General features: G+C 65.9%; 16 protein-coding genes. 5 read left to right on the forward strand and 11 right to left on the reverse strand.

All coding sequences use genetic code 11. The features are described 5' to 3' along the window. Window positions 1–50: 50 nt before the first annotated feature. Genes VSX60_RS09895 through VSX60_RS09905 form a run of 3 tightly spaced genes read left to right on the forward strand, consistent with a single transcriptional unit; the run spans window position 51 to window position 3,105 of the window. Window positions 51–365: an acyl carrier protein gene (locus tag VSX60_RS09895; RefSeq protein ID WP_327624032.1), complete on the forward strand. Its 315-nt coding sequence runs from the start codon at window positions 51–53 to the stop codon at window positions 363–365. Next, the gene (locus VSX60_RS09900; protein ID WP_327623992.1) at window positions 366–2,171 is read left to right on the forward strand and encodes a B12-binding domain-containing radical SAM protein; all 1,806 of its coding nucleotides are present in this window, start codon (window positions 366–368) and stop codon (window positions 2,169–2,171) included. It begins immediately after the preceding gene. Between the two features lie 4 nt (window positions 2,172–2,175). Then, on the forward strand, window positions 2,176–3,105 hold the full coding sequence (locus VSX60_RS09905) for a glycosyltransferase family 2 protein (protein ID WP_327623993.1): 930 nt from the start codon (window positions 2,176–2,178) through the stop codon (window positions 3,103–3,105). On the opposite strand, the gene VSX60_RS09910 is transcribed toward VSX60_RS09905, so the two are convergent. From VSX60_RS09910 to VSX60_RS09925, 4 genes are all read right to left on the reverse strand, one after another. Continuing rightward, window positions 3,073–4,491 carry a pyridoxal phosphate-dependent aminotransferase gene (locus tag VSX60_RS09910; protein ID WP_327623994.1) on the reverse strand — a complete coding sequence of 473 codons (1,419 nt, stop codon included), beginning with the start codon at window positions 4,489–4,491 and terminating at the stop codon, window positions 3,073–3,075. The genes VSX60_RS09905 and VSX60_RS09910 overlap by 33 nt on opposite strands. Continuing rightward, window positions 4,488–5,822 (reverse strand): hypothetical protein, encoded by a 1,335-nt coding sequence (locus tag VSX60_RS09915; RefSeq protein ID WP_327623995.1) that lies wholly within the window; start codon window positions 5,820–5,822, stop codon window positions 4,488–4,490. The genes VSX60_RS09910 and VSX60_RS09915 overlap by 4 nt, the downstream gene beginning before the upstream one ends. Window positions 5,823–5,944: 122 nt before the next feature. After that, complete coding sequence (locus tag VSX60_RS09920; RefSeq protein WP_327623996.1) at window positions 5,945–6,706, reverse strand: SDR family NAD(P)-dependent oxidoreductase; 762 nt, start codon at window positions 6,704–6,706, stop codon at window positions 5,945–5,947. Window positions 6,707–6,844: 138 nt separating this feature from the next. Next, window positions 6,845–7,324: a TspO/MBR family protein gene (locus VSX60_RS09925; RefSeq protein WP_327623997.1), complete on the reverse strand. Its 480-nt coding sequence runs from the start codon at window positions 7,322–7,324 to the stop codon at window positions 6,845–6,847. Window positions 7,325–7,397: 73 nt separating this feature from the next. Here VSX60_RS09925 and VSX60_RS09930 point away from each other — a divergent pair, with 73 nt between their 5' ends. Further along, window positions 7,398–7,904 carry a lysozyme inhibitor LprI family protein gene (locus tag VSX60_RS09930; RefSeq protein ID WP_327623998.1) on the forward strand — a complete coding sequence of 169 codons (507 nt, stop codon included), beginning with the start codon at window positions 7,398–7,400 and terminating at the stop codon, window positions 7,902–7,904. A 43-nt stretch (window positions 7,905–7,947) separates the two neighbouring features. On the opposite strand, the gene VSX60_RS09935 is transcribed toward VSX60_RS09930, so the two are convergent. The 7 genes from VSX60_RS09935 to VSX60_RS09965 form a co-directional block, all read right to left on the reverse strand. Then, window positions 7,948–9,591 carry an FGGY-family carbohydrate kinase gene (locus VSX60_RS09935; RefSeq protein ID WP_327623999.1) on the reverse strand — a complete coding sequence of 548 codons (1,644 nt, stop codon included), beginning with the start codon at window positions 9,589–9,591 and terminating at the stop codon, window positions 7,948–7,950. Between the two features lie 142 nt (window positions 9,592–9,733). Further along, window positions 9,734–10,510, reverse strand: coding sequence for an SDR family NAD(P)-dependent oxidoreductase (locus VSX60_RS09940; protein WP_327624000.1), 777 nt, complete (start codon window positions 10,508–10,510; stop codon window positions 9,734–9,736). 91 nt (window positions 10,511–10,601) lie between these two features. Beyond that, complete coding sequence (locus tag VSX60_RS09945) at window positions 10,602–11,603, reverse strand: ABC transporter ATP-binding protein (protein WP_327624001.1); 1,002 nt, start codon at window positions 11,601–11,603, stop codon at window positions 10,602–10,604. Window positions 11,604–11,628: 25 nt separating this feature from the next. Continuing rightward, the gene (locus VSX60_RS09950) at window positions 11,629–12,459 is read right to left on the reverse strand and encodes a carbohydrate ABC transporter permease (protein WP_327624002.1); all 831 of its coding nucleotides are present in this window, start codon (window positions 12,457–12,459) and stop codon (window positions 11,629–11,631) included. A gap of 4 nt (window positions 12,460–12,463) precedes the next feature. Next, a complete protein-coding gene (locus VSX60_RS09955; protein ID WP_327624003.1) occupies window positions 12,464–13,336 on the reverse strand; it encodes a carbohydrate ABC transporter permease in 873 nt (290 codons plus the stop codon). Window positions 13,337–13,531: 195 nt separating this feature from the next. Beyond that, window positions 13,532–14,851 (reverse strand): ABC transporter substrate-binding protein, encoded by a 1,320-nt coding sequence (locus VSX60_RS09960; protein WP_327624004.1) that lies wholly within the window; start codon window positions 14,849–14,851, stop codon window positions 13,532–13,534. Window positions 14,852–15,041: 190 nt separating this feature from the next. Then, window positions 15,042–15,998, reverse strand: coding sequence for a sugar-binding transcriptional regulator (locus tag VSX60_RS09965; protein ID WP_327624005.1), 957 nt, complete (start codon window positions 15,996–15,998; stop codon window positions 15,042–15,044). 238 nt (window positions 15,999–16,236) lie between these two features. Between VSX60_RS09965 and VSX60_RS09970 the strand changes: the two genes are divergently transcribed. Then, window positions 16,237–17,631 carry a circularly permuted type 2 ATP-grasp protein gene (locus VSX60_RS09970; protein ID WP_327624033.1) on the forward strand — a complete coding sequence of 465 codons (1,395 nt, stop codon included), beginning with the start codon at window positions 16,237–16,239 and terminating at the stop codon, window positions 17,629–17,631. The last annotated feature ends 2 nt before the right edge of the window (window positions 17,632–17,633 follow it).

A 17,633-nucleotide genomic window follows, 5' to 3' on the forward strand; every position in this document is an offset into this window, starting at 1 on the left:
AACCAGAGATAGTATTTCCCTTGGATGTGTCGGAGAAGTGGGTGAGCGCCATGGAAACCAGTCAGGACGGGATCGCGGCGCGCCAGCTGGAGGATCAACTGGCGCAAATCCTCGAAAGCCTCTGCGCGCCGAACGAAATGGTCCGGCGGGACGCCGATCTGCGCACCGACAGTTTCGGCGCGATCGGGCTAACGTCCGTCGATTATCTAGAGTTCATCCTCAACGTCGAAACCCAGTTGAACATCGACGTGCCGGACGAAGCGCTGATGGACCCCGCGCTCGCCTCCGTGCGGCTCTGGGCCGACTATCTCGCCCGGCACCGCGACGAACTGGCGACGCCGTTGGTCGGCGCCCCGACGGCCTAGATGCCCGGCGCCCCGCTTCGGGTCGCCCTCGTCGGACCACGCGAGGACCCCTTCACCGACGATCCCGACCGCGAACACCGCGAGCGGATGCTGCGCAGCTTCGAGGAGATCTGCCGGGACATCGTCACCTTCGGCGCCGACTACACCCTGTCGCGCGAGTTTCTGGGCATCGAATATCTGGCGGCGACGCTGCGCCGGGAAGACCGCCAGGTGGCGGTCGTCGGCGCCGGCAATGAAGGGCTCGACGACAAGGCGCTGATCGCACGGCTCACCGCCTTCGCGCCCGATCTCGCCGGCTTCTCGCTGCTCTACGATCTGCAATTGAAGAGCGCGCTGACCGCCGCGCGGGCCCTGAAGGGCGTGCGGCCCGAGACATTCATCGTCTTCGGCGGGCCGTTGGCCTCGGCGATCTCGGCGCTGCTGCTCGACACCTTTCCGTTCATCGACGCCGTCGTCGAGGGCGAAGGCGAAGCGGCGATCGCCCGGCTGGCCGACGCTGTCGAAGGGCGCTGCGCACTGGACGCGGTTCCCTCGCTCGTGCGCCGGTCGGACGGCGGCATCGTCAAGCAGCCGCGCGCGATTCCGGCCGACCTCGACACGCTGCCGCATCCCGCCCGCGACATCATCGCCGCGATCCGCCAGCGCGGCCTGCCGGTGCCGAGCGCCTATCTGACGACCTCGCGCGGCTGCAAGGCGTTCTGCACCTTCTGCACGGTTCCGAACATCGTGCGCGGCATGAAGGACGGCGTCTACCGGATGCGCGACCCGCGCGACGTCGTCGACGAGATCGAGGCGGTGACGCGCGACCACGGCGTGACGCGTTTCTACATGGCGGACGACAATTTCCTCGGCTATGGCGAGGCCAGCAACCGGCGGATGCTGGCCTTCGCCGACGAAATCCTGGCGCGCGGCCTCAAGATCAACTTCCATGCCGAATGCCGGGTCGATTCCCTCGTGCCGGAGACGCTGGTCCGGCTGCGCGAGGCCGGGTTCGACCAGATCCTCTTTGGCCTCGAATCCGGGTCGGCCAAGACGCTGAAGCGTTGGGCCAAGGGCCAGACCGTGGAAGAGAACGAAGCGGCCGTGGCGCTGGCGCGGGCGCTCAAACTCGACCTGATGCCGAGCATGATCCTGCTCGACTGGGAGTCCGGTCTGGACGAGGTCGACGAGAGTATCGGCTTCGTCGAGCGCACGCGCCTGTGGCGCTCGAACCAGCCGCTGTGGCTGGTAAACCGGCTGAAGGTTCATTGCGGCACCGCCGCCGCGCGGCGCTACGACAATGTCCGGGGCAAGCCGGATTTGCCGCCGGTCGACGCCGGCGACGCCGGCAGCCTGGCGCGCTGGTGCGCCGCCGCGACCTATCAGCGAACGCCGATCGAAAACCCTCATGTCGCGGCTTTCTGGTCGGCGCTGAACGGCGAGGCGAACCGCTGGTCGGTGCTGATCGACGAAGTGCTGCCGCCGCTGCTCAAGACGCTGAGGGAAACATCGCGCGGCGGCGACCGCGACGATGCTCTGGCCCGCATCAAACGGATTGCAACGTTCCGGCGCTCGGTCGGCGGCGCGCTCGCCGGGCTGATGCGGCGACTGGTCGACGCCGCGCAGGAACAGCAAAACGTAGGTTGCCGCCCCGAAGGCCTCGACGACGTCGCCCGGCGCTTCGTCGAGGAGTTCGAGACCAAGCTGTTTCCCGAGGGGCTCGACGCCTGGCTCACGCCGAAGCCGACGGGACTGGTGGCGATGCCGGGCGCGGCCTCGCGGCCGCCAGCGCGACCGGCCGAGGCCATGTCGGCGGAGATCGGTTAGGCGAATGAGCGCGCCCGACCTCGCGGTGATCGTCCCGACATCAGGCAAGCCGGAGCGGCTCGTGCTGGCGCTGCATTCGCTGATCCCGCAGACGCTTTGTCGGGGTCGCTTCGAGACCATCGTCGTTGCCGACGGACCGGCCCCCGGCACCGAGGCGGCGGTGGCCGCGATCGGCACGGCGGGGCTGCCGGTCCGCCTCGTCCGGGCACAAGCGCTCGGTCAGGCGGCGGCGCGCAATCGCGGTGCTGCAGCCGCGTGCGCCCCGGCGCTCCTGTTCATGGACGACGACGTGCTGCTGTCGCCGGACTATCTTGCGACCGCCCTCGCCCATCTTGCCGACGAACCGAACCGCGTCGTCCGCGCACCGGTCTATCTGCTGCGCTATCTGGCGCCGTTCCGCGATCCCGAGCGCGGCATTCGCTATGACGGGCGGGCGCTCCATCCCGGCGCCGCGATGACGCGGCGTCTCGTGTCCCGCCGGGCCATCATCGAAGACTGGCCGTCGATCGCCCGCCAATGCGTCCACCGCAACCGGTTCGAGCGGCTGGTGAGCGACACACTCGCCAACGGTCCCGCCGCCCATCGCTGGCTTGGTTATTCGGGGTCCGGCGTCGCGCTCGCAAAGCCGCTGTTCGATGCGGCTGGCGGTTACGACGAATGCTTCGGCTCTCGCTGGGGCGCGGAGGCGATCGAACTCGGCTACCGGCTGATGCGGCTCGGCGCCGAATTCCGCGACGTGCCCGGCATATTCTCGGCCCATATGGACCACCCGCGCGGCGCTTCGCTCGACAGTTTCGCGGCGAGTTTCGACCATTTCTTCGACAAGCACCGCGCCCCGGCGATCCGCGCGGTCGAGCGGCTGATTCTCGGAGAAGATCGGCGGCCGGGCGCCCTGTCCGGCTCAGGCGCCATGCCCGCGGTCGAGGAAATCTGAAAGTTTCTCGCAACCCGCCGCGAAAATCTCCTTCTGGTTCGCCGTCGAAATCCGCACCCAATAATCGCTGGAATCCTCGCGATCGTGATCTACGAAAACGCTCTCGGTGTAGAAGTCGAGGCCGGCGTCGTCGAAGGCCTGCCGCGCGAAGGCCCATTCGTCGAGACCATCGTCGAATTTAACGCAATGGTTGAAGCCGACCGGAGCGGCGATCACCGAGCGCAGCCGGTCGCCGAGCCGGCCCCCGAACGCCCGCCAGTTGGCGGCGCAGATCGCACCGGTCGCGGCCAGATCGGCTTCGTAACGGCGAAACGCTTGCGGCCAGTCGACGGCCGCGTCGAGAAACGCCCAGAGATCGCCGGGCCGGGAAAAATCGTCGGAGTATGGCGAGAACAGCCGCAAGTAGCGCCCGGCCCGCCGCGCCACGCGCGCCACCATGTGATCGATCGCCGCATCGTCTTTCGGATCGCCCAGCACGAACGAAGCATCACGGACCCGGCGCGCGGCGGCCCGCAGCACCATGTCGAGAACGAGGGCGCTCGCCCCGGCGTGGACCGGCGACCAGAGGAGCCGTTCGTTGTGGCGACGGACGAAGTCGACCACCGGCCGGTCGGCGATCAGCCAGCCGGCCCGCAAGCCGGCGAGGCTGCGCGACTTGGAGAACGAGTTGATCCAGATCAGCCGCTTCGGAAAGGCCTCCATATTCTCGGGAAACGGATGCGGCCGCTCGGTCTCGCCGGGATGGGCGAGATCGGGCACCTCGTCGAACACCAGCCAGCTTCCTGTGGTCGCGACCGCCGCGATGACGGTGTTCAGTTCCTCCACGCCGTAGACCTCGCCGGACGGGTTGGTCGGCTGGGTCAGCACGACGATGTCCGGGCAATGCCTGGCGACGAGCGTAACGGCCTCCGTCGCGCTCGGCAGGATGCGGTCGGGTTCCTCGGAACAGCAGGTGCGGTAGGCAATCCGGTGTTCGTCGCAGATGGTCGAGAAGTAGCTGTAGTTCAGCCCGAGAACGAGCGCCGTCCGCGCGCCGGCGATGTCGGCGAGATAACGAAAGGCGAAGGCGAGCGCCCCGGTCGCGCCGGCGGTCATCGCGATATTGGCCGGCCCGATCGCGCCAAAGGCGGAGGCGCCGATCCGCTCGTGGGTCTCGAAGGCGATGGCCGCGACGACGGCGGGCGCGCCGCCGGGCGCGGTATAGTTTTCGACCAGCATCCGCTCTTGCAGCTCGCGGGCGGCGATCTCGAGCAGAACCGACGGAGCCTTCAGATGATTGACCCCGGAGGAGAGGTAGCGGACGCCACCATGGCGCCGCACGGCAGCGGCCCGGCGCGCGGGATCGTAGAAATAGGCGTTCGCCCGCTCCAGCGATCGGTAGGTCACGGCGGAACCCGGCCCGGTTCAGCCGCGGCAGGATGGTTCGGCGATTGCAGCGCCAGCACCTCTTCGAACCGCACCCGGCGGGCGATCAGCCGCTCCTCGTCGCCGTCGACGAGGATCTCCGGCGGCCAGTCGTGGCCGAGGAAGTTCAACGGGCTCGCATGTTTGCCGTAGGCGCCGCAGCCGGAAAAGACGATGAGGTCGCCCGGCGCAAGGGCTGTCGAGAGCAACACCGCGCTGGCCAGCCGGTCGGTCGGCGCACAGAGCGGACCGGTGAGTTCCGTCGGCTCGCTGTCGCCTCCCTTCCTCGGCGGCCCGACGACGGCGACCGGCCGCCGCAAGAAGCGCAAGGTGCCCGACACCACCATCAGATGGTGGATGCCACCGTCGAGCGCCGCAAAACGCCGCCCCGCGGTGCGTTTCACCGCGACGACGCGGGCGAGATAGCGGCCGGCCGGCCCGGTGACGTATCGCCCCATTTCAAAGCCGAGTTGCGGGGGTGGACCGCCGCCGCAGATCGTCTGCATTTCGGGTCCGCGCAGGAAAGCGGTGATCGGATCGAGATCAAGAGCGGAATCGTCGGCATAGAACGGCGCGCCGAAGCCGCCCCCGAAATTGATGAAGCGCGGAGCAAACCCCTTCGACAGACGCCGGACCGCTTCGATGAAGGTCGCGAAGCGCCGAATGAAATCGGCTGCGTTGAGCGATCCCGACGTCGGATGATTGTGAAACCCGACGATCTCGACCGGCGCCAGGCGGTCCCGGGCACCAAGGATCGCGGCGGCGGTCGCCTCATCCATGCCGAAAGACGAGGCGCCCGCCCAGTCGCCGCGCCGCGCGCCGGCATCCTGCGGCAGATCGAGCCGCAAAACCGCTGTGGCCGGGCGCTCCAGCCGCGCCGCGATCGCCGCCAGCCGTTCGATTTCGCCCCGCGACTCGATCTGGATAGCGTAGATGCCAACCTTGACCGCCGCCGCCAGATCGTCGTCGGTCTTGGCCGGTCCCGACCAGACGATCCGTTTCGCCGGGATTCCCGCCGCCATCGCCAATGCCAGCTCGCCCCTGGAGGCGACCTCGGCCCCAAAGCCGAGGCCTGCGAACAGCCCGACGATGGCAGGATTCGGATTGGCCTTGACCGGGTAAAAGAGTGTGGCTCCTTCAGGCAAAGCCGCACGCAACCGCCCGGCGGCTTGCCGCATGACAGCCGCGTCATAGACGAAACAGGACGTGCCATAGCGCTCGGCGATCTCTTCGAGCCGAGCGTGCGACAGGTTGGCGGCGCCCCCTCCGGCCGCACCGGCGCCGGCATTCGGAATGTCGGGCAACTCGGCCATAGCCGACCTCATGGTTCGCGAACGCTTCACGTTACACAACCATAGGATGCGTCATCAAGACGTCCGTCAACCTTTCGGCCGACGCCTGACCCATGGCCGCGGCGGTGCCCGTCGTTCCTCGCTCAGATCGAGCCGGCCTCGACCATATAGTTGTTGGCGGTGCACATCGCGGCGTCGTCGGAAGCAAGGAACAGGACCATCCGCGCGAGATAGACCGGCTCGATCAGATCCGGCAGGCATTGCCGGGCGCGGTGTTTTTCAATTGCCTCCTCGGTGACCCACAATTGCTTCTGCCGCTCGGTCATCACCCAGCCGGGCACCACGGTGTTGACCCGGATTCGGTGCTTGCCGAGGTCGCGAGCGAAGGAGCGGGTCATGCCGTGGACGGCGGCCTTGGCGGTCGTATAGGCCGGCATGCCACCACCCGCCTCCCACCAGGAATTCGATCCCATATTGACGATCGAGCCCTTGCCGGCCGCGATCATCCCCGGCGCGACCGCCTGGATGGCAAACAGCATGTGGCGCAGATTGGTGGCGATCCGCTCGTCGAAATACTCCGGCGTCAAATCCTCCCAGCCGTGCCGGTCGTCGCGGGCGGCGTTGTTGACGAGGACGCTGGCGGGGCCATGCGCCTCAGCCAGCGCGGCAAAGGCCCGTCTCAGATCGGCGATATCGCGCAGGTCGCAAGCCTGGAAGGCAACGGTCCGGCCATCGGCGACCAGTTCGTCGGCAAGCGCCTCGCCCTTCCCCCGGTCGAGATCGACGAAGCCGATCTTCGAGCCTTGCGCGGCGAAGGCGCGGACCATCTCGGCGCCGATACCGGAGGCGCCGCCGGTGACGATGACGCTGGCGCCCTCAAGGCTCGGATAGCTGGCAAAGCGCATGGAATTCCCCGCTTGGTTTGACGAAAATGAGAGACGCTTCTGGCCGCTTTATCCCCGAAACGGAAGCAGAAATCGAGCCACGACCGGTTTGCGAACGTCCAAAGATAACAGGTGTTCGCCCGGCCCTGCGACGCGGCGTCAGGCGTGCGAAAACGCGCCGGGGTTCCTGCGCCAGACCGAAAGACTGAGGCCAGCGGCGATGCAGACCCAGATGAAATATGGAATCAACAGCAAGCCGGTGACGGCGTCGATGGACCAGAACAGCGCGATGTTCGCCGCGATAGCCATCCCCAGCAGCGTGATATCGACAAATGCGAGATCTGGCCGGTGCAGGCCGAAGAACAGCGGCGACCATGCCGCGTTGAGGACGAGTTGCACGGCGTAGAGGATGAACGGGAGCGCCGCCAGGCCAACCGTCTCGTAGACCCGCCAGCCGGCGATCGCGATCATCAGGTAAAGTGCCGACCAGACGACCGGAAAAGCCCAGTTCGGCGGCGTCCAGGAAGGCTTGTCGAGACGACGATACCATGCGCCCGGCTTGAAGATCATGCCGCTAAGGCCAGCGGCGCATACCAGCGCCAGAAACCCGGCGAAGCTGACGATGTCTGCGAAACTCATGAAATATTTCCGTTGCGCGCTGGCATTCTGCCTGTCCTATTTAGGCGCCGCCTCAGCTTGGGAAACCACCGTCATGCAACGCTATCTCCTGATCCTTTCGTCGCTCGCGGTCTTGGCGCAGCCGGCATCGGCGCAATCCAGCGACGCCAAGGCCGACCTCGCAACGATCAGGACGTGCCTTTCGGACCAGGTCGACGATCCCCGTTCCTGTATCGGAGCCGTCGCCAATCCCTGTCAGGACGCTCCCGGCGGCGCCTCGACGATCGGCATCGACACCTGCCTCGGGCGCGAGACGGGCGGCTGGGACACGCTCCTCAACGACAGCTACAAGAGCGCGGTCGCCACCGCCAAGGAGATGGATACGCGGCTGGCGAGCGACGGCATTTACGAGCCGGGTGTCGCCGCCGCCCTGGTGAAGGCGCAGCGCGCTTGGATCGCCTATCGCGACGCCGAGTGCGATCGTCGCTACGAGCTCTTCAAGGAGGGAACGATCCGCACGAACATCGCATCGGGTTGCCTGCTGGAGCTCACCGCGCAACGGGCGATCGAATTCCGTGGGGAGGAACAGCAGGACCGCTGACCGGCGAATTTCCGCCGTTCGCCCGCACCGATGCGCCAACGTCTCAGTGCGGCGAAGCGTCGACCCTGGCCATCATTGCCCTTACCTCGCGCTCGCTTTTCTGAAGAACGCGGAAGGCCTCGTATTTCGCCGCGTGGAAATCCGCCATCGCGCCGTGTGCCGGGTCGATGACGTCGCCGACGCGGCACATGGCGGCGGCGGCCTCCTGCAGGCTCGGCTGCGCGCCGGATGCCACCGCGCCCAGCATGGCGCTGCCGAGCAGTACCGGCTCGCCAGTGACCGGAAGCGCCACCTTCAGGCCGGTCGCGTCGGCGAGAATTCGCCGCAGCAACGCCGAGCGCGCCGCGCCGCCCGAGACGACGATGGTGCCGAGATCGACGCCCCTCTCCCGTTTGGCCGCGACGATCTGGCGAGTACCATAACAAAGGCCGCAAAGCCCGGCGACAAATAGCCGGACCAGCCCGTCGGTGCCGCTGTCGAGTGTCAGCCCGGCCAGCACCGCCGTCGCCTTCGGATCGGCCTCGGGCGAGCGGTTGCCGAGGAACTCCGGTACGACGTGGATATCGCTCGCCAGCCTGGCCGCATCTTCCGGCGAGCCGGCCATCTGGACCGCGCGGGTTTCGAGATAGTCGAGCACCGGGAGACCCACGCCGGCGGCCGCTTCCTTGGCTGCCGGAAACGCCGGGTGCATGGCGACGAGATAATCCAGCGCCGCGCCATAGGCCGACTGGCCGCCCTCGAGCAGCCAGTAGCCGGGCAGCAGCGCGCCGTAATACGGTCCCCAGACCCCGTCGACGAAGGCCGGATCGCGGGTCAGCGCCATGGCGCAGGATGAGGTGCCCATGATCAGCGCCAGTTCCCCGGCGGGGTCCGCGGCACCATTGGGACCGGTGCCGCCCAGCGTGCCGACGCCGCCGGCATGGGCATCGATCAGCGGCGCGCCAACCGGCGTGCCGGTGACGAGCCCAAGTTCGGCGGCCGCTGCTTCGGTCAGGCCAGAGCCGAGCGGCGCGGCGATGTCGACGATGATCGATCCGATGCGGGCGAAATCATCCTCGACCAGCTCGCCGAGGCCGATGGTCTGGAAGTAATCCGGGTCCCAGCGCGCTTCGTGGGCGAGATAGGTCCATTTGCAGGTCACCGTGCAGACCGAGCGGTCGCGGCTGCCGGTCGCCCGCCAGGACAGGAAGTCGGCGAGATCGAAGAAGTCGCCGGCAGCGGCGAACACCTCCGGCTTGTTCTCCTTCAGCCAGAGCAGCTTCGGCGTTTCCATTTCCGGCGAGATCGCGCCACCGACATAGCGCAGCACCGGATGTCCCGTCGCGTTGATCCGCGCGGTTTGCTCCATTGCCCGGTGGTCCATCCAGACGATGACGTTGCGGGCCGGATCGTCGGAGGGGCCGACCGGCAACGGCTTGCCGCCCTTGTCGACGACGACCAGCGAGCAGGTGGCGTCGAAGCCGAGGCCCTTGATGTCGTCAGGCGCGGCGCCGGCCTTGTCCATCGCCTCGCGAACGCTGTCGACCACCGCCTGCCAGATGTCCTCGGAGGATTGTTCGACGACGCCGCCATCCTCCTGCCAGATGCGGATAGCGCGCTTGGCCGAACCGAGCAGCGTGCCGGCCCCGTCGAACACGCCGGCGCGGGCGCTGCCGGTCCCGACATCGACCCCGATGAACGCGCTCATGACGATCCCCCCGGACGCTGACAACCTCGCACCCCACCACGCCAATGGCGCGAAGGGGTGCGAGGCTCAATAGCCCGTTCGGTCCGGGAGGAAAAGGCCGGCGCGGGCTAGGGCGATCCGCCCTGCCAACGATGGCGGTGGTCTACCAGCAGGTGTAACCGCCATCGGCAAGGACGATCGAGCCGGTGAGAAGGCTCGCCGCGTCCGAGGCGAGGAAATGCACGACGGAGGCGATCTCCTCGGGCTGGCCGACCCGCCCCATCGGGGTCATCTCGAGCCAGACCTTGTACATGTCGGGGTTCTCGTCCATGCCGAACTTGGTCAGCGGCGTCTCGATATAGGTGGGCGCGACGGCATTGACGCGGACGCCGCGGGCGCCCCATTCGGCCGCGAGCGACTTGGTCAGATGATGCACGGCCGCCTTGGAGGCGTTGTAGAATGCCTGCGGCTGCGGCTTGTTGACGATGAAACCGGACATCGAGCCGATATTGACGATAGCTCCGGAGCCGCCTTCCAGCATCTTGCGGCCGAACTCGCGGCAGCACCAGAACAGGCCGTCGACATTGACGTCCATGTGGAAGCGCCAGTGCTCGTCGGTCGTGTCCTCGGCCCGCACGTCGGATTTCGCGACGCCGGCATTGTTGACGAGGATGTCGATCCGGCCATGCTCGGCGAAGACCTTGTCGGCAAGCGCGGCCACATCGGCGGATTTGGTCACATCGAGCGTCGCGCCCTGGGTTTTGATGCCCTTGCCCTTGAGACGGGCGACGCAGGCCTCGACCCGGTCGGCCGCCATATCGGCGACCACCACGGTTGCGCCGGCCTCGCCCAGCGCCGTGGCGCAGGCCTCGCCGATGCCTTGTCCGGCGCCGGTGACGACGGCGATCTTGCCGTCGAGCTTGAGTTTTTCCAAATACATCCGATGCACTCCATGATGATGGTCGGGAATGACCGGTGACGGTCGACGCCTGCCGGTCGGATCATTGGCGACGCGGCCTAGCGCCCGCTATTCAGCGGATCGCGAGACCGTTTTCGTCGAAGCGATGAATGCGGCCCTCGTCGGGCGTGATCCAGACGGGGTCGCCGTGGCTGACGCGATAATCGCCGCCCGAGCGGGCGGTGATGGCTGTGCCGTCATCGAGCTTGACGTGAACGAAGGTGTCGGAGCCCAGATGCTCCGAAACGCCAGCCCTGCCCCTGATGCGGCCGCTATCGGGCGAGATCGTCAGGTGCTCCGGCCGGAAGCCGATCGTATGGGCGTTGTGCTCGGCGGCGATCGGACCGGTCAGGAAGTTCATCTTCGGCGAACCGATGAAGCCGGCAACGAACAGGTTTTTCGGATTTTCATAGAGCTCGAGCGGCGAGCCGACCTGCTCGACATTGCCGCGATTGAGGACGACGATCTTGTCGGCCATGGTCATCGCCTCGACCTGATCGTGGGTGACGTAGATCATCGTCGTCTTCAACTGGGCATGAAGCTCGGACAGCTCCAGCCGCATGTTGACCCGCAGCGCCGCGTCGAGGTTGGACAAAGGCTCGTCGAACAGAAAGCCCTTGGGCGCGCGCACGATGGCGCGGCCGATGGCGACGCGCTGGCGCTGGCCGCCGGACAGTTCGCGCGGCTTGCGCTGCAGATAATCGGTCAAGTTCAGCGTCGCCGCGGCCGCCCTCACCTTTTCGTCGATGACGTCCTTCGTCTCGCCCGCCATCTTCAGCGGAAAGCCGATATTCGCCGCCACGCTCATATGCGGATACAGCGCGTAGGACTGGAACACCATGGCGAGTTCGCGCGCCGCTGGCGGCACGTTGGTGACGTCCTTGCCGTCGATCTCGATCTTGCCGCCGGAGACGTCCTCCAGACCCGCGATGAGACGCAAGAGCGTCGACTTGCCGCAACCGGAGGGGCCGACGAAGACGACGAACTTGCCCTCTTCAATCTCGAGATCGAGGCCGGGGATGATGACGGCGTCGCCGAAGCGCTTCTGAACGTTGTGGAGCGTGATGGCACTCATTGCGAAACTCCTGTCGGGGTCCTCGTCATTTCACCGCTCCGAAGGTCAGGCCACGCACCAGCTGCTTCTGCGAGAACCAGCCGACGATGAGGATCGGCGCGATCGCCATGGTCGAGGCGGCCGAAAGCTTGGCGTAGAAATTGCCCTGCGGGCTGGAGAAGGACGCGATGAAGGCGGTGAGCGGCGCCGCGTCGGTGGTCGTCAGGTTCAACGTCCAAAACGCTTCGTTCCAGGCGAGGATGACGTTGAGGAGAACCGTCGAGGCGATGCCCGGCAGCGCCATCGGCGCCAGCACCTGAGTGATCTCCTTGCGCAGCGACGCCCCGTCCATACGCGCCGCCTCGAGGATCTCGCCGGGGATCTCCTTGAAGTAGGTGTAGAGCATCCAGACGATGATCGGCAGGTTGATCAGGAACAGGACGACGATGAGGCCGATGCGGCTGTCGAGCAGGCCGAGATTGAGGAACAGCAGATAGACCGGCACCAGCACGCCGACCGAGGGCAGCATCTTGGTCGACAGCATCCACAGGAGCACGTCCTTGGTGCGCTTAGTCGGGGAGAAGGCCATCGCCCAGGCGGCGGGAATGGCAACCAGCAGGCCGAGGATGGTCGATCCGACCGCCAGGTAGATCGAGTTCATCATGAAGTGGAAATAGTTCGAGCGGGACTGGACCTCGACGTAGTTTTCCGTGGTCCACTCGAAGCCGAGGAAGGTCGGCGGGATCGAGATTGCCGCCAGCTCGGTCTTGAACGAGGTCAGGAAGGTCCACAGGATCGGAAAGAAGATCAACAGCCCCACCGCCCAGGCGGCGATGGTGACGACGATCTTGCGCTTGGTGCTGACGCTGCGTGCCATGAGATCAAGCCTCCAGGTTCTTGCCGATGAGGCGGATGAGGAAGATCGCGACGATGTTGGCGAGCACCACGGCGACGATGCCGCCGGCGGACGCCGCGCCGATGTCGGAATTGAGCTGGGCCAGGCGATAGACGAGATAGGTGATGTTGGTCGATTGCGACCCCGGCCCGCCGCTGGTCGTCACCAGGATCTCGGCGAAGATCGACAACAGGAAGATGGTCTGGATCAGGATGACAACCGTGATCGCCCGGCTCATATGCGGCAGGGTGATGTAGAAGAAGATCGAGAGCGGCCCGGCGCCGTCCATCTCGGCGGCTTCCTTCTGGTCCTCCGACAGCGATTGCAGCGCGGTCAGCAGGATCAGCGTGGCGAAGGGCAGCCACTGCCAGGCGACGATGATGATGATCGAGGTGAGCGGATATTCCGATAGCCAGTCGATGGGCGGCAGCCCGAGGGCGCCGAGAAACTGGCCGATCACGCCGTAGACCGGGTTCATCATCATGTTCTTCCACACCAGTGCGGCGACCGTCGGCATGACGAAGAAGGGCGCGATGACCAGCAGGCGGACGATGTTGACGCCGTAGAAGGCCTGGTCGAGTAGCAGCGCGACCAGGATGCCGCCGCCGACGGTGATAACGAGGACGCCGAGCACCAGGATCAGCGTGTTGGCCAGCGCGGTGAAGAATTCGGGGTCGGACAGGAAGTAGGTGTAGTTGGCGAAGCCGACGAAGGGCGCGCTGCCCGGATTGAACAGGCTGTAGTTCAATGTCGAGAAATACAGCGTCATCGCCAGCGGCACGATCATCCACAGGAAGAGGACGATCACCGCCGGGGCCATCATGAGCCGTGCCGCGGATTTCGTGTGCAAGGTCGCCATGAGAATCACCCGAAGACGGCCGGCTCCCAATCGGGAACGCGCGCGGTTTCGACGCAAGGGGCGACGCGACGCGCGGTCCCTCGGTGCGGATCAAGAGCGGCGGTTCCTGCCGCGATTCATGCGCTGCAATACGCGGCCACATTGGCCAAAGGTGCCGGCCGACGCCAGAGCGCCGGCCGACTTTACCCAATAATATTACTTAGGGTAACCCGCACGGGTCATTTCACGCTCGGCCTGGCTCTGCGCCGCGGCGAGCGCCTCGTCGACCGTCTTGGACCCAGAGAGGGCGGCCGCCATCTGCTGGCCGACAGCCGTGCCCAAGCCCTGGAACTCGGGGATCGCCGCGAACTGCAGACCGACATAGGGCTTGCCCTCGCCCATCGATGGATCGGCATTGTTGATCGACTTCAGCGTCTGTTCGGCGAAGGGCGCCGCCTTCAGATATTCCGCGTTCTCATAGAGCGAGGTGCGGGTGCCGGGAGGCACGTTTGCCCAGCCTTCCTTTTCGGCAACGAGTTCCAGATAGGCCTTGGAGGTCGCCCAGCCGATGAAGGTTTCGGCCGCCTCGGTCTTCTGCGAGCCAGCAGGGATCGCCAGTGACCACGCCCACAACCAGTTGGCGCCTTCGTTCGGACAGTTCTCGATGCCGCAGGGCGGCGGCGCGAAGCCGACCTGGTCGGCGACCTGGCTCTGCTTGGGATCGGTGACGAAGGAGGCGGCGACCGTCGCGTCCATCCACATACCGCATTTGCCCTGGCCGAACAGCGACAGCGTCTCGTTGAAGCCGTTCGACGCCACACCCGGAGGTCCCGAATTGGTCAGCATGTCGACATAGAGGCCGACCGCCTTCTTCCAGCCCTCGCTCTCGAATTGCGGCTTCCAATCGGCATCGAAATAGCTTGCGCCGTAGGAGCGGGCCATGTGGCCGAGGAACGCCATGTTCTCGCCCCAGCCCGGCTTGCCGCGCAGGCAGATGCCGTAGACGCCGGCGTCCTTGTCGGTGATCTTCGCCGCCGCGTCGGCGATGAAGTCCCAAGTCGGCTTCTCGGGCATCTCCAGCCCGGCCTTCTCGAACAGGTCCTTACGATAGAGCGTCATCACGCTCTCGGCATAGAACGGCGCGGCATAGAGTTTGTCGTCGGTCGACAGCGCCGCGCGGATCGGCGGAAGCAAGTCGTCGACGTCGTAATCGGCGCCGAGATTTTCCAGTGGAACCAGCCAGTCGTTTTTCGACCAGATCGGAACCTCGTAGGTGCCGATGGTCATCACGTCGAACTGGCCACCCTTGGTGGCGATGTCCGTCGTCACGCGCTGACGCAGGATATTCTCCTCAAGCGTCACCCAGTTCAGCTTGACGTCCGGATGAGCCTTTTCGAACTCGTCCGTCAGACCCTGCATGCGGATCATGTCGCTGTTGTTGACAGTGCCGATCGTCAGGGTCGTCTGCGCCTGCACCGAGGTGGTCGCGAAGGCGAGCAGCGACACCGCGCCCGCCAACATCGTCCGAAAAGTCATGAAAGCCTCCCAGCTTCGAAATTGAGCAATTGACCATTACGCGGGCAATTTCTCACTTCACGTCAAGCGATGTCAAATCAATTGCGTGGTGCGGCGCACCAATTCGACATGCGGCGACGCGCCCGTCCGCTTGGGCCGGCAGGCATCTTGACGCGACATGCGATGAGGAGAGTGAAGCTTCGCCGCGCGCTCAGGAGTCGAGCAGGCGGCGGGCCGTCGCTTCGTCGGTGATGAGTCCGTTGACGAGTTTGCCGTCCGCAGCCGCCCGGATCGCGGCGGCCTTCGCCGGCCCCATGGCCACGCCGATCACCTCGCAATGGGTGGTGGAGGGGATCGGTGCGCTGGCGACACGGGCGTTGAACGGACAATCGAGGATGCGACCCTCGGCATCGAAAACCCAGCCGACGATTTCACCGATGCCGCCGTCGGCGATCAAGCTCTGACGATCTTGCGGGGTAATGAAACCATCGACGACGAGCGGCGCCTCGCGATCGAGCTCTCCGATCCCGACAAAGGCGACAGACGCGCCGGCGGCGAGCGACAGCGTCGATTGCACGACCGTCTGGCCATGCAGCAGGGCCCGCTCCTCGGGCGAGGAGACGACCACGGGTAGCGGCATCGGATAATGCGGCGCCCGCACCCGGTCCGCCATGGAGAAGATGACGTTATAGACCGAGGCCGAGCCGTCCGGTGCCACATTGCCGGTCAGCGAGACGATGCGGTGCTGACGGCAGGTCATGGCCGGGAGGTTCTCGACCGCCGCCTTCAGCGTTCGCCCGGTTCCCATCGCGACGACCAGCGGCTTTTCGCCGCGAAGCCGCCGCTCCATCTCCGCGGCGCACGCCTCGGCAATCCCCAGCGTCGTCGACCCCGACGCCGGATCGGACGGCACCACCTCGACCAGCCCGAAACCGTAACGCGCGCGCAGGGCGGCGGCGAGTTCCAGACAGGCGGCGATCGGATGATCGATGCGCACCCGCACCAGACCGGCGCTGATCGACAGCGACACCAGGCGCTGGGCCGCCTGACGCGAGATCCCGAGCTTGGCGGCGATCTCCTCCTGGGTGTTGCCCGCGACATAATAGAGCCAGCCAGCCCGCGCGGCATCGTCCAACCGTGATCCATCGTCATCGCGCGTCCGCGCCATAGGCCTCGCCTCCCAGCCGCACCTGTTTAAGGCGACAGGCGGGCAATAGGCAAATACAATGAGCAATTGCCCACGGCCTCTCATTGCGGCAGCAGCAGCGGGTGCCCAAGGCCGCGGCATTCTGCCCAAGTCCCGCGCATTTGCCGATCTTCTGGCCGTCAAGGCTTGATTTTCCGGGGTTCCGCTTTCTCTCTAGGGGGAACCCGACTGGAGGATGCCGGTGGAACCGTTCGACGAAATGCTTTTAGGGCCCGACCAGATCCGCGAACCCTACGGCCGGTTCAACCAATGGTTCCGCGAACAGAATGTCGAGGAACTGGTGGCCAAGGCCAACGAGGCGGAGGGCTTCTTCCGCCGCACCGGCATCACCTTCAACGTCTATGGTGAGGACGAGGCAGCCGAGCGCCTGATTCCCTTCGACCTGGTGCCGCGAATTATCGCCCGCGCGGAATGGGAAAAACTGGCGGAGGGAATCGAGCAGCGGGTCCAGGCGTTGAACGCCTTTCTGCACGACATCTATCACGACCAGGAGATCGTGAAGGCCGGTAAGGTGCCGGAGCGGCTGATCGTCGGCAATGCGGCTTATCTGCCGCAGATGGAAGGCTTTAGCCCGCCCGGCGGCGTCTACACCCACATCATCGGTACCGACATCGTGCGGATCGCGGAGAACGAGTTCTACGTCCTGGAGGACAATGCCCGCACCCCGTCCGGCGTTTCCTACATGATCGAGAACCGGGAAACGATGATGCAGATGTTTCCCGAGCTGTTCGCCCAGAACCGGGTGCGCCCGGTCGAAACCTATCCGCATCATCTGCGTCGCTCGCTCGCCGCCGTCGCGCCCGCCGCCTGCGACGGCCCCTGCACGATCGCCATCTTGACGCCGGGCATTCACAATTCGGCCTATTACGAACACGCCTTCCTCGCCGACCAGATGGGCGTCGAGTTGATCGAAGGCTCCGACGTCAAGGAGATCGACGGGCGCATCCAGATGCGCACGACCGAAGGCTACACGCCAATCGACGTCCTCTACCGCCGCGTCGACGACGAATATCTCGATCCCAAAGCGTTTCGGCCTGATTCCATGCTCGGCATCCCCGGCATCATGGAGGTCTACAAGAACGGCGGCATCACCATCGCCAACGCCCCCGGCACCGGCATCGCCGACGACAAGGCAATCTATTCCTACATGCCGGAAATCGTCGAATTCTACACCGGAAAGACCGCGCTGCTGGAGAACGTTCCGACCTGGCGCTGCGCCGAGGCCGATAGCCTCGCCTATGTGCTCGACAATCTCCAGGACCTTGTCGTCAAGGAGGTTCACGGCTCCGGCGGTTACGGCATGCTGGTCGGGCCGGCTGCCTCGAAGGCCGAGTGCGAGGCCTTCGCGGCCAAGCTGCGGGCGCGGCCCGGCAATTACATCGCCCAGCCGACGCTGGCGCTCTCCACCGTCCCGATATTGGCCGACCAGGGGCTGTCGCCACGCCATGTCGACCTTCGCCCCTTCGTCCTCGTCTCCGACAAGGTCCGGATCATCCCCGGCGGGCTCACCCGCGTGGCGCTCAAGCAAGGCTCGCTGGTGGTCAATTCCAGCCAGGGCGGCGGCACCAAGGACACCTGGGTACTGAGGGACTGATC

The sequence above is a fragment of the Aurantimonas sp. A3-2-R12 genome, from assembly GCF_036016755.1.
GTDB lineage: Bacteria > Pseudomonadota > Alphaproteobacteria > Rhizobiales > Rhizobiaceae > Aurantimonas > Aurantimonas coralicida_A.

Excerpts from the sequence above, each read along its gene's own strand:
- VSX60_RS09895 (WP_327624032.1), top strand. The coding sequence starts at position 51 with ATGGAAACCAGTCAGGACGGGATCGCGGCGCGCCAGCTGGAGGATCAA.
- VSX60_RS09960 (WP_327624004.1), bottom strand. The coding sequence starts at position 14,851 with ATGACTTTTCGGACGATGTTGGCGGGCGCGGTGTCGCTGCTCGCCTTC.
- VSX60_RS09940 (WP_327624000.1), bottom strand. The coding sequence starts at position 10,510 with ATGTATTTGGAAAAACTCAAGCTCGACGGCAAGATCGCCGTCGTCACC.
- VSX60_RS09930 (WP_327623998.1), top strand. The coding sequence starts at position 7,398 with ATGCAACGCTATCTCCTGATCCTTTCGTCGCTCGCGGTCTTGGCGCAG.
- VSX60_RS09970 (WP_327624033.1), top strand. The coding sequence starts at position 16,237 with ATGCTTTTAGGGCCCGACCAGATCCGCGAACCCTACGGCCGGTTCAAC.
- VSX60_RS09920 (WP_327623996.1), bottom strand. The coding sequence starts at position 6,706 with ATGCGCTTTGCCAGCTATCCGAGCCTTGAGGGCGCCAGCGTCATCGTC.
- VSX60_RS09900 (WP_327623992.1), top strand. The coding sequence starts at position 366 with ATGCCCGGCGCCCCGCTTCGGGTCGCCCTCGTCGGACCACGCGAGGAC.
- VSX60_RS09905 (WP_327623993.1), top strand. The coding sequence starts at position 2,176 with ATGAGCGCGCCCGACCTCGCGGTGATCGTCCCGACATCAGGCAAGCCG.
- VSX60_RS09925 (WP_327623997.1), bottom strand. The coding sequence starts at position 7,324 with ATGAGTTTCGCAGACATCGTCAGCTTCGCCGGGTTTCTGGCGCTGGTA.
- VSX60_RS09955 (WP_327624003.1), bottom strand. The coding sequence starts at position 13,336 with ATGGCGACCTTGCACACGAAATCCGCGGCACGGCTCATGATGGCCCCG.
- VSX60_RS09945 (WP_327624001.1), bottom strand. The coding sequence starts at position 11,603 with ATGAGTGCCATCACGCTCCACAACGTTCAGAAGCGCTTCGGCGACGCC.
- VSX60_RS09950 (WP_327624002.1), bottom strand. The coding sequence starts at position 12,459 with ATGGCACGCAGCGTCAGCACCAAGCGCAAGATCGTCGTCACCATCGCC.
- VSX60_RS09935 (WP_327623999.1), bottom strand. The coding sequence starts at position 9,591 with ATGAGCGCGTTCATCGGGGTCGATGTCGGGACCGGCAGCGCCCGCGCC.
- VSX60_RS09965 (WP_327624005.1), bottom strand. The coding sequence starts at position 15,998 with ATGGCGCGGACGCGCGATGACGATGGATCACGGTTGGACGATGCCGCG.
- VSX60_RS09915 (WP_327623995.1), bottom strand. The coding sequence starts at position 5,822 with ATGGCCGAGTTGCCCGACATTCCGAATGCCGGCGCCGGTGCGGCCGGA.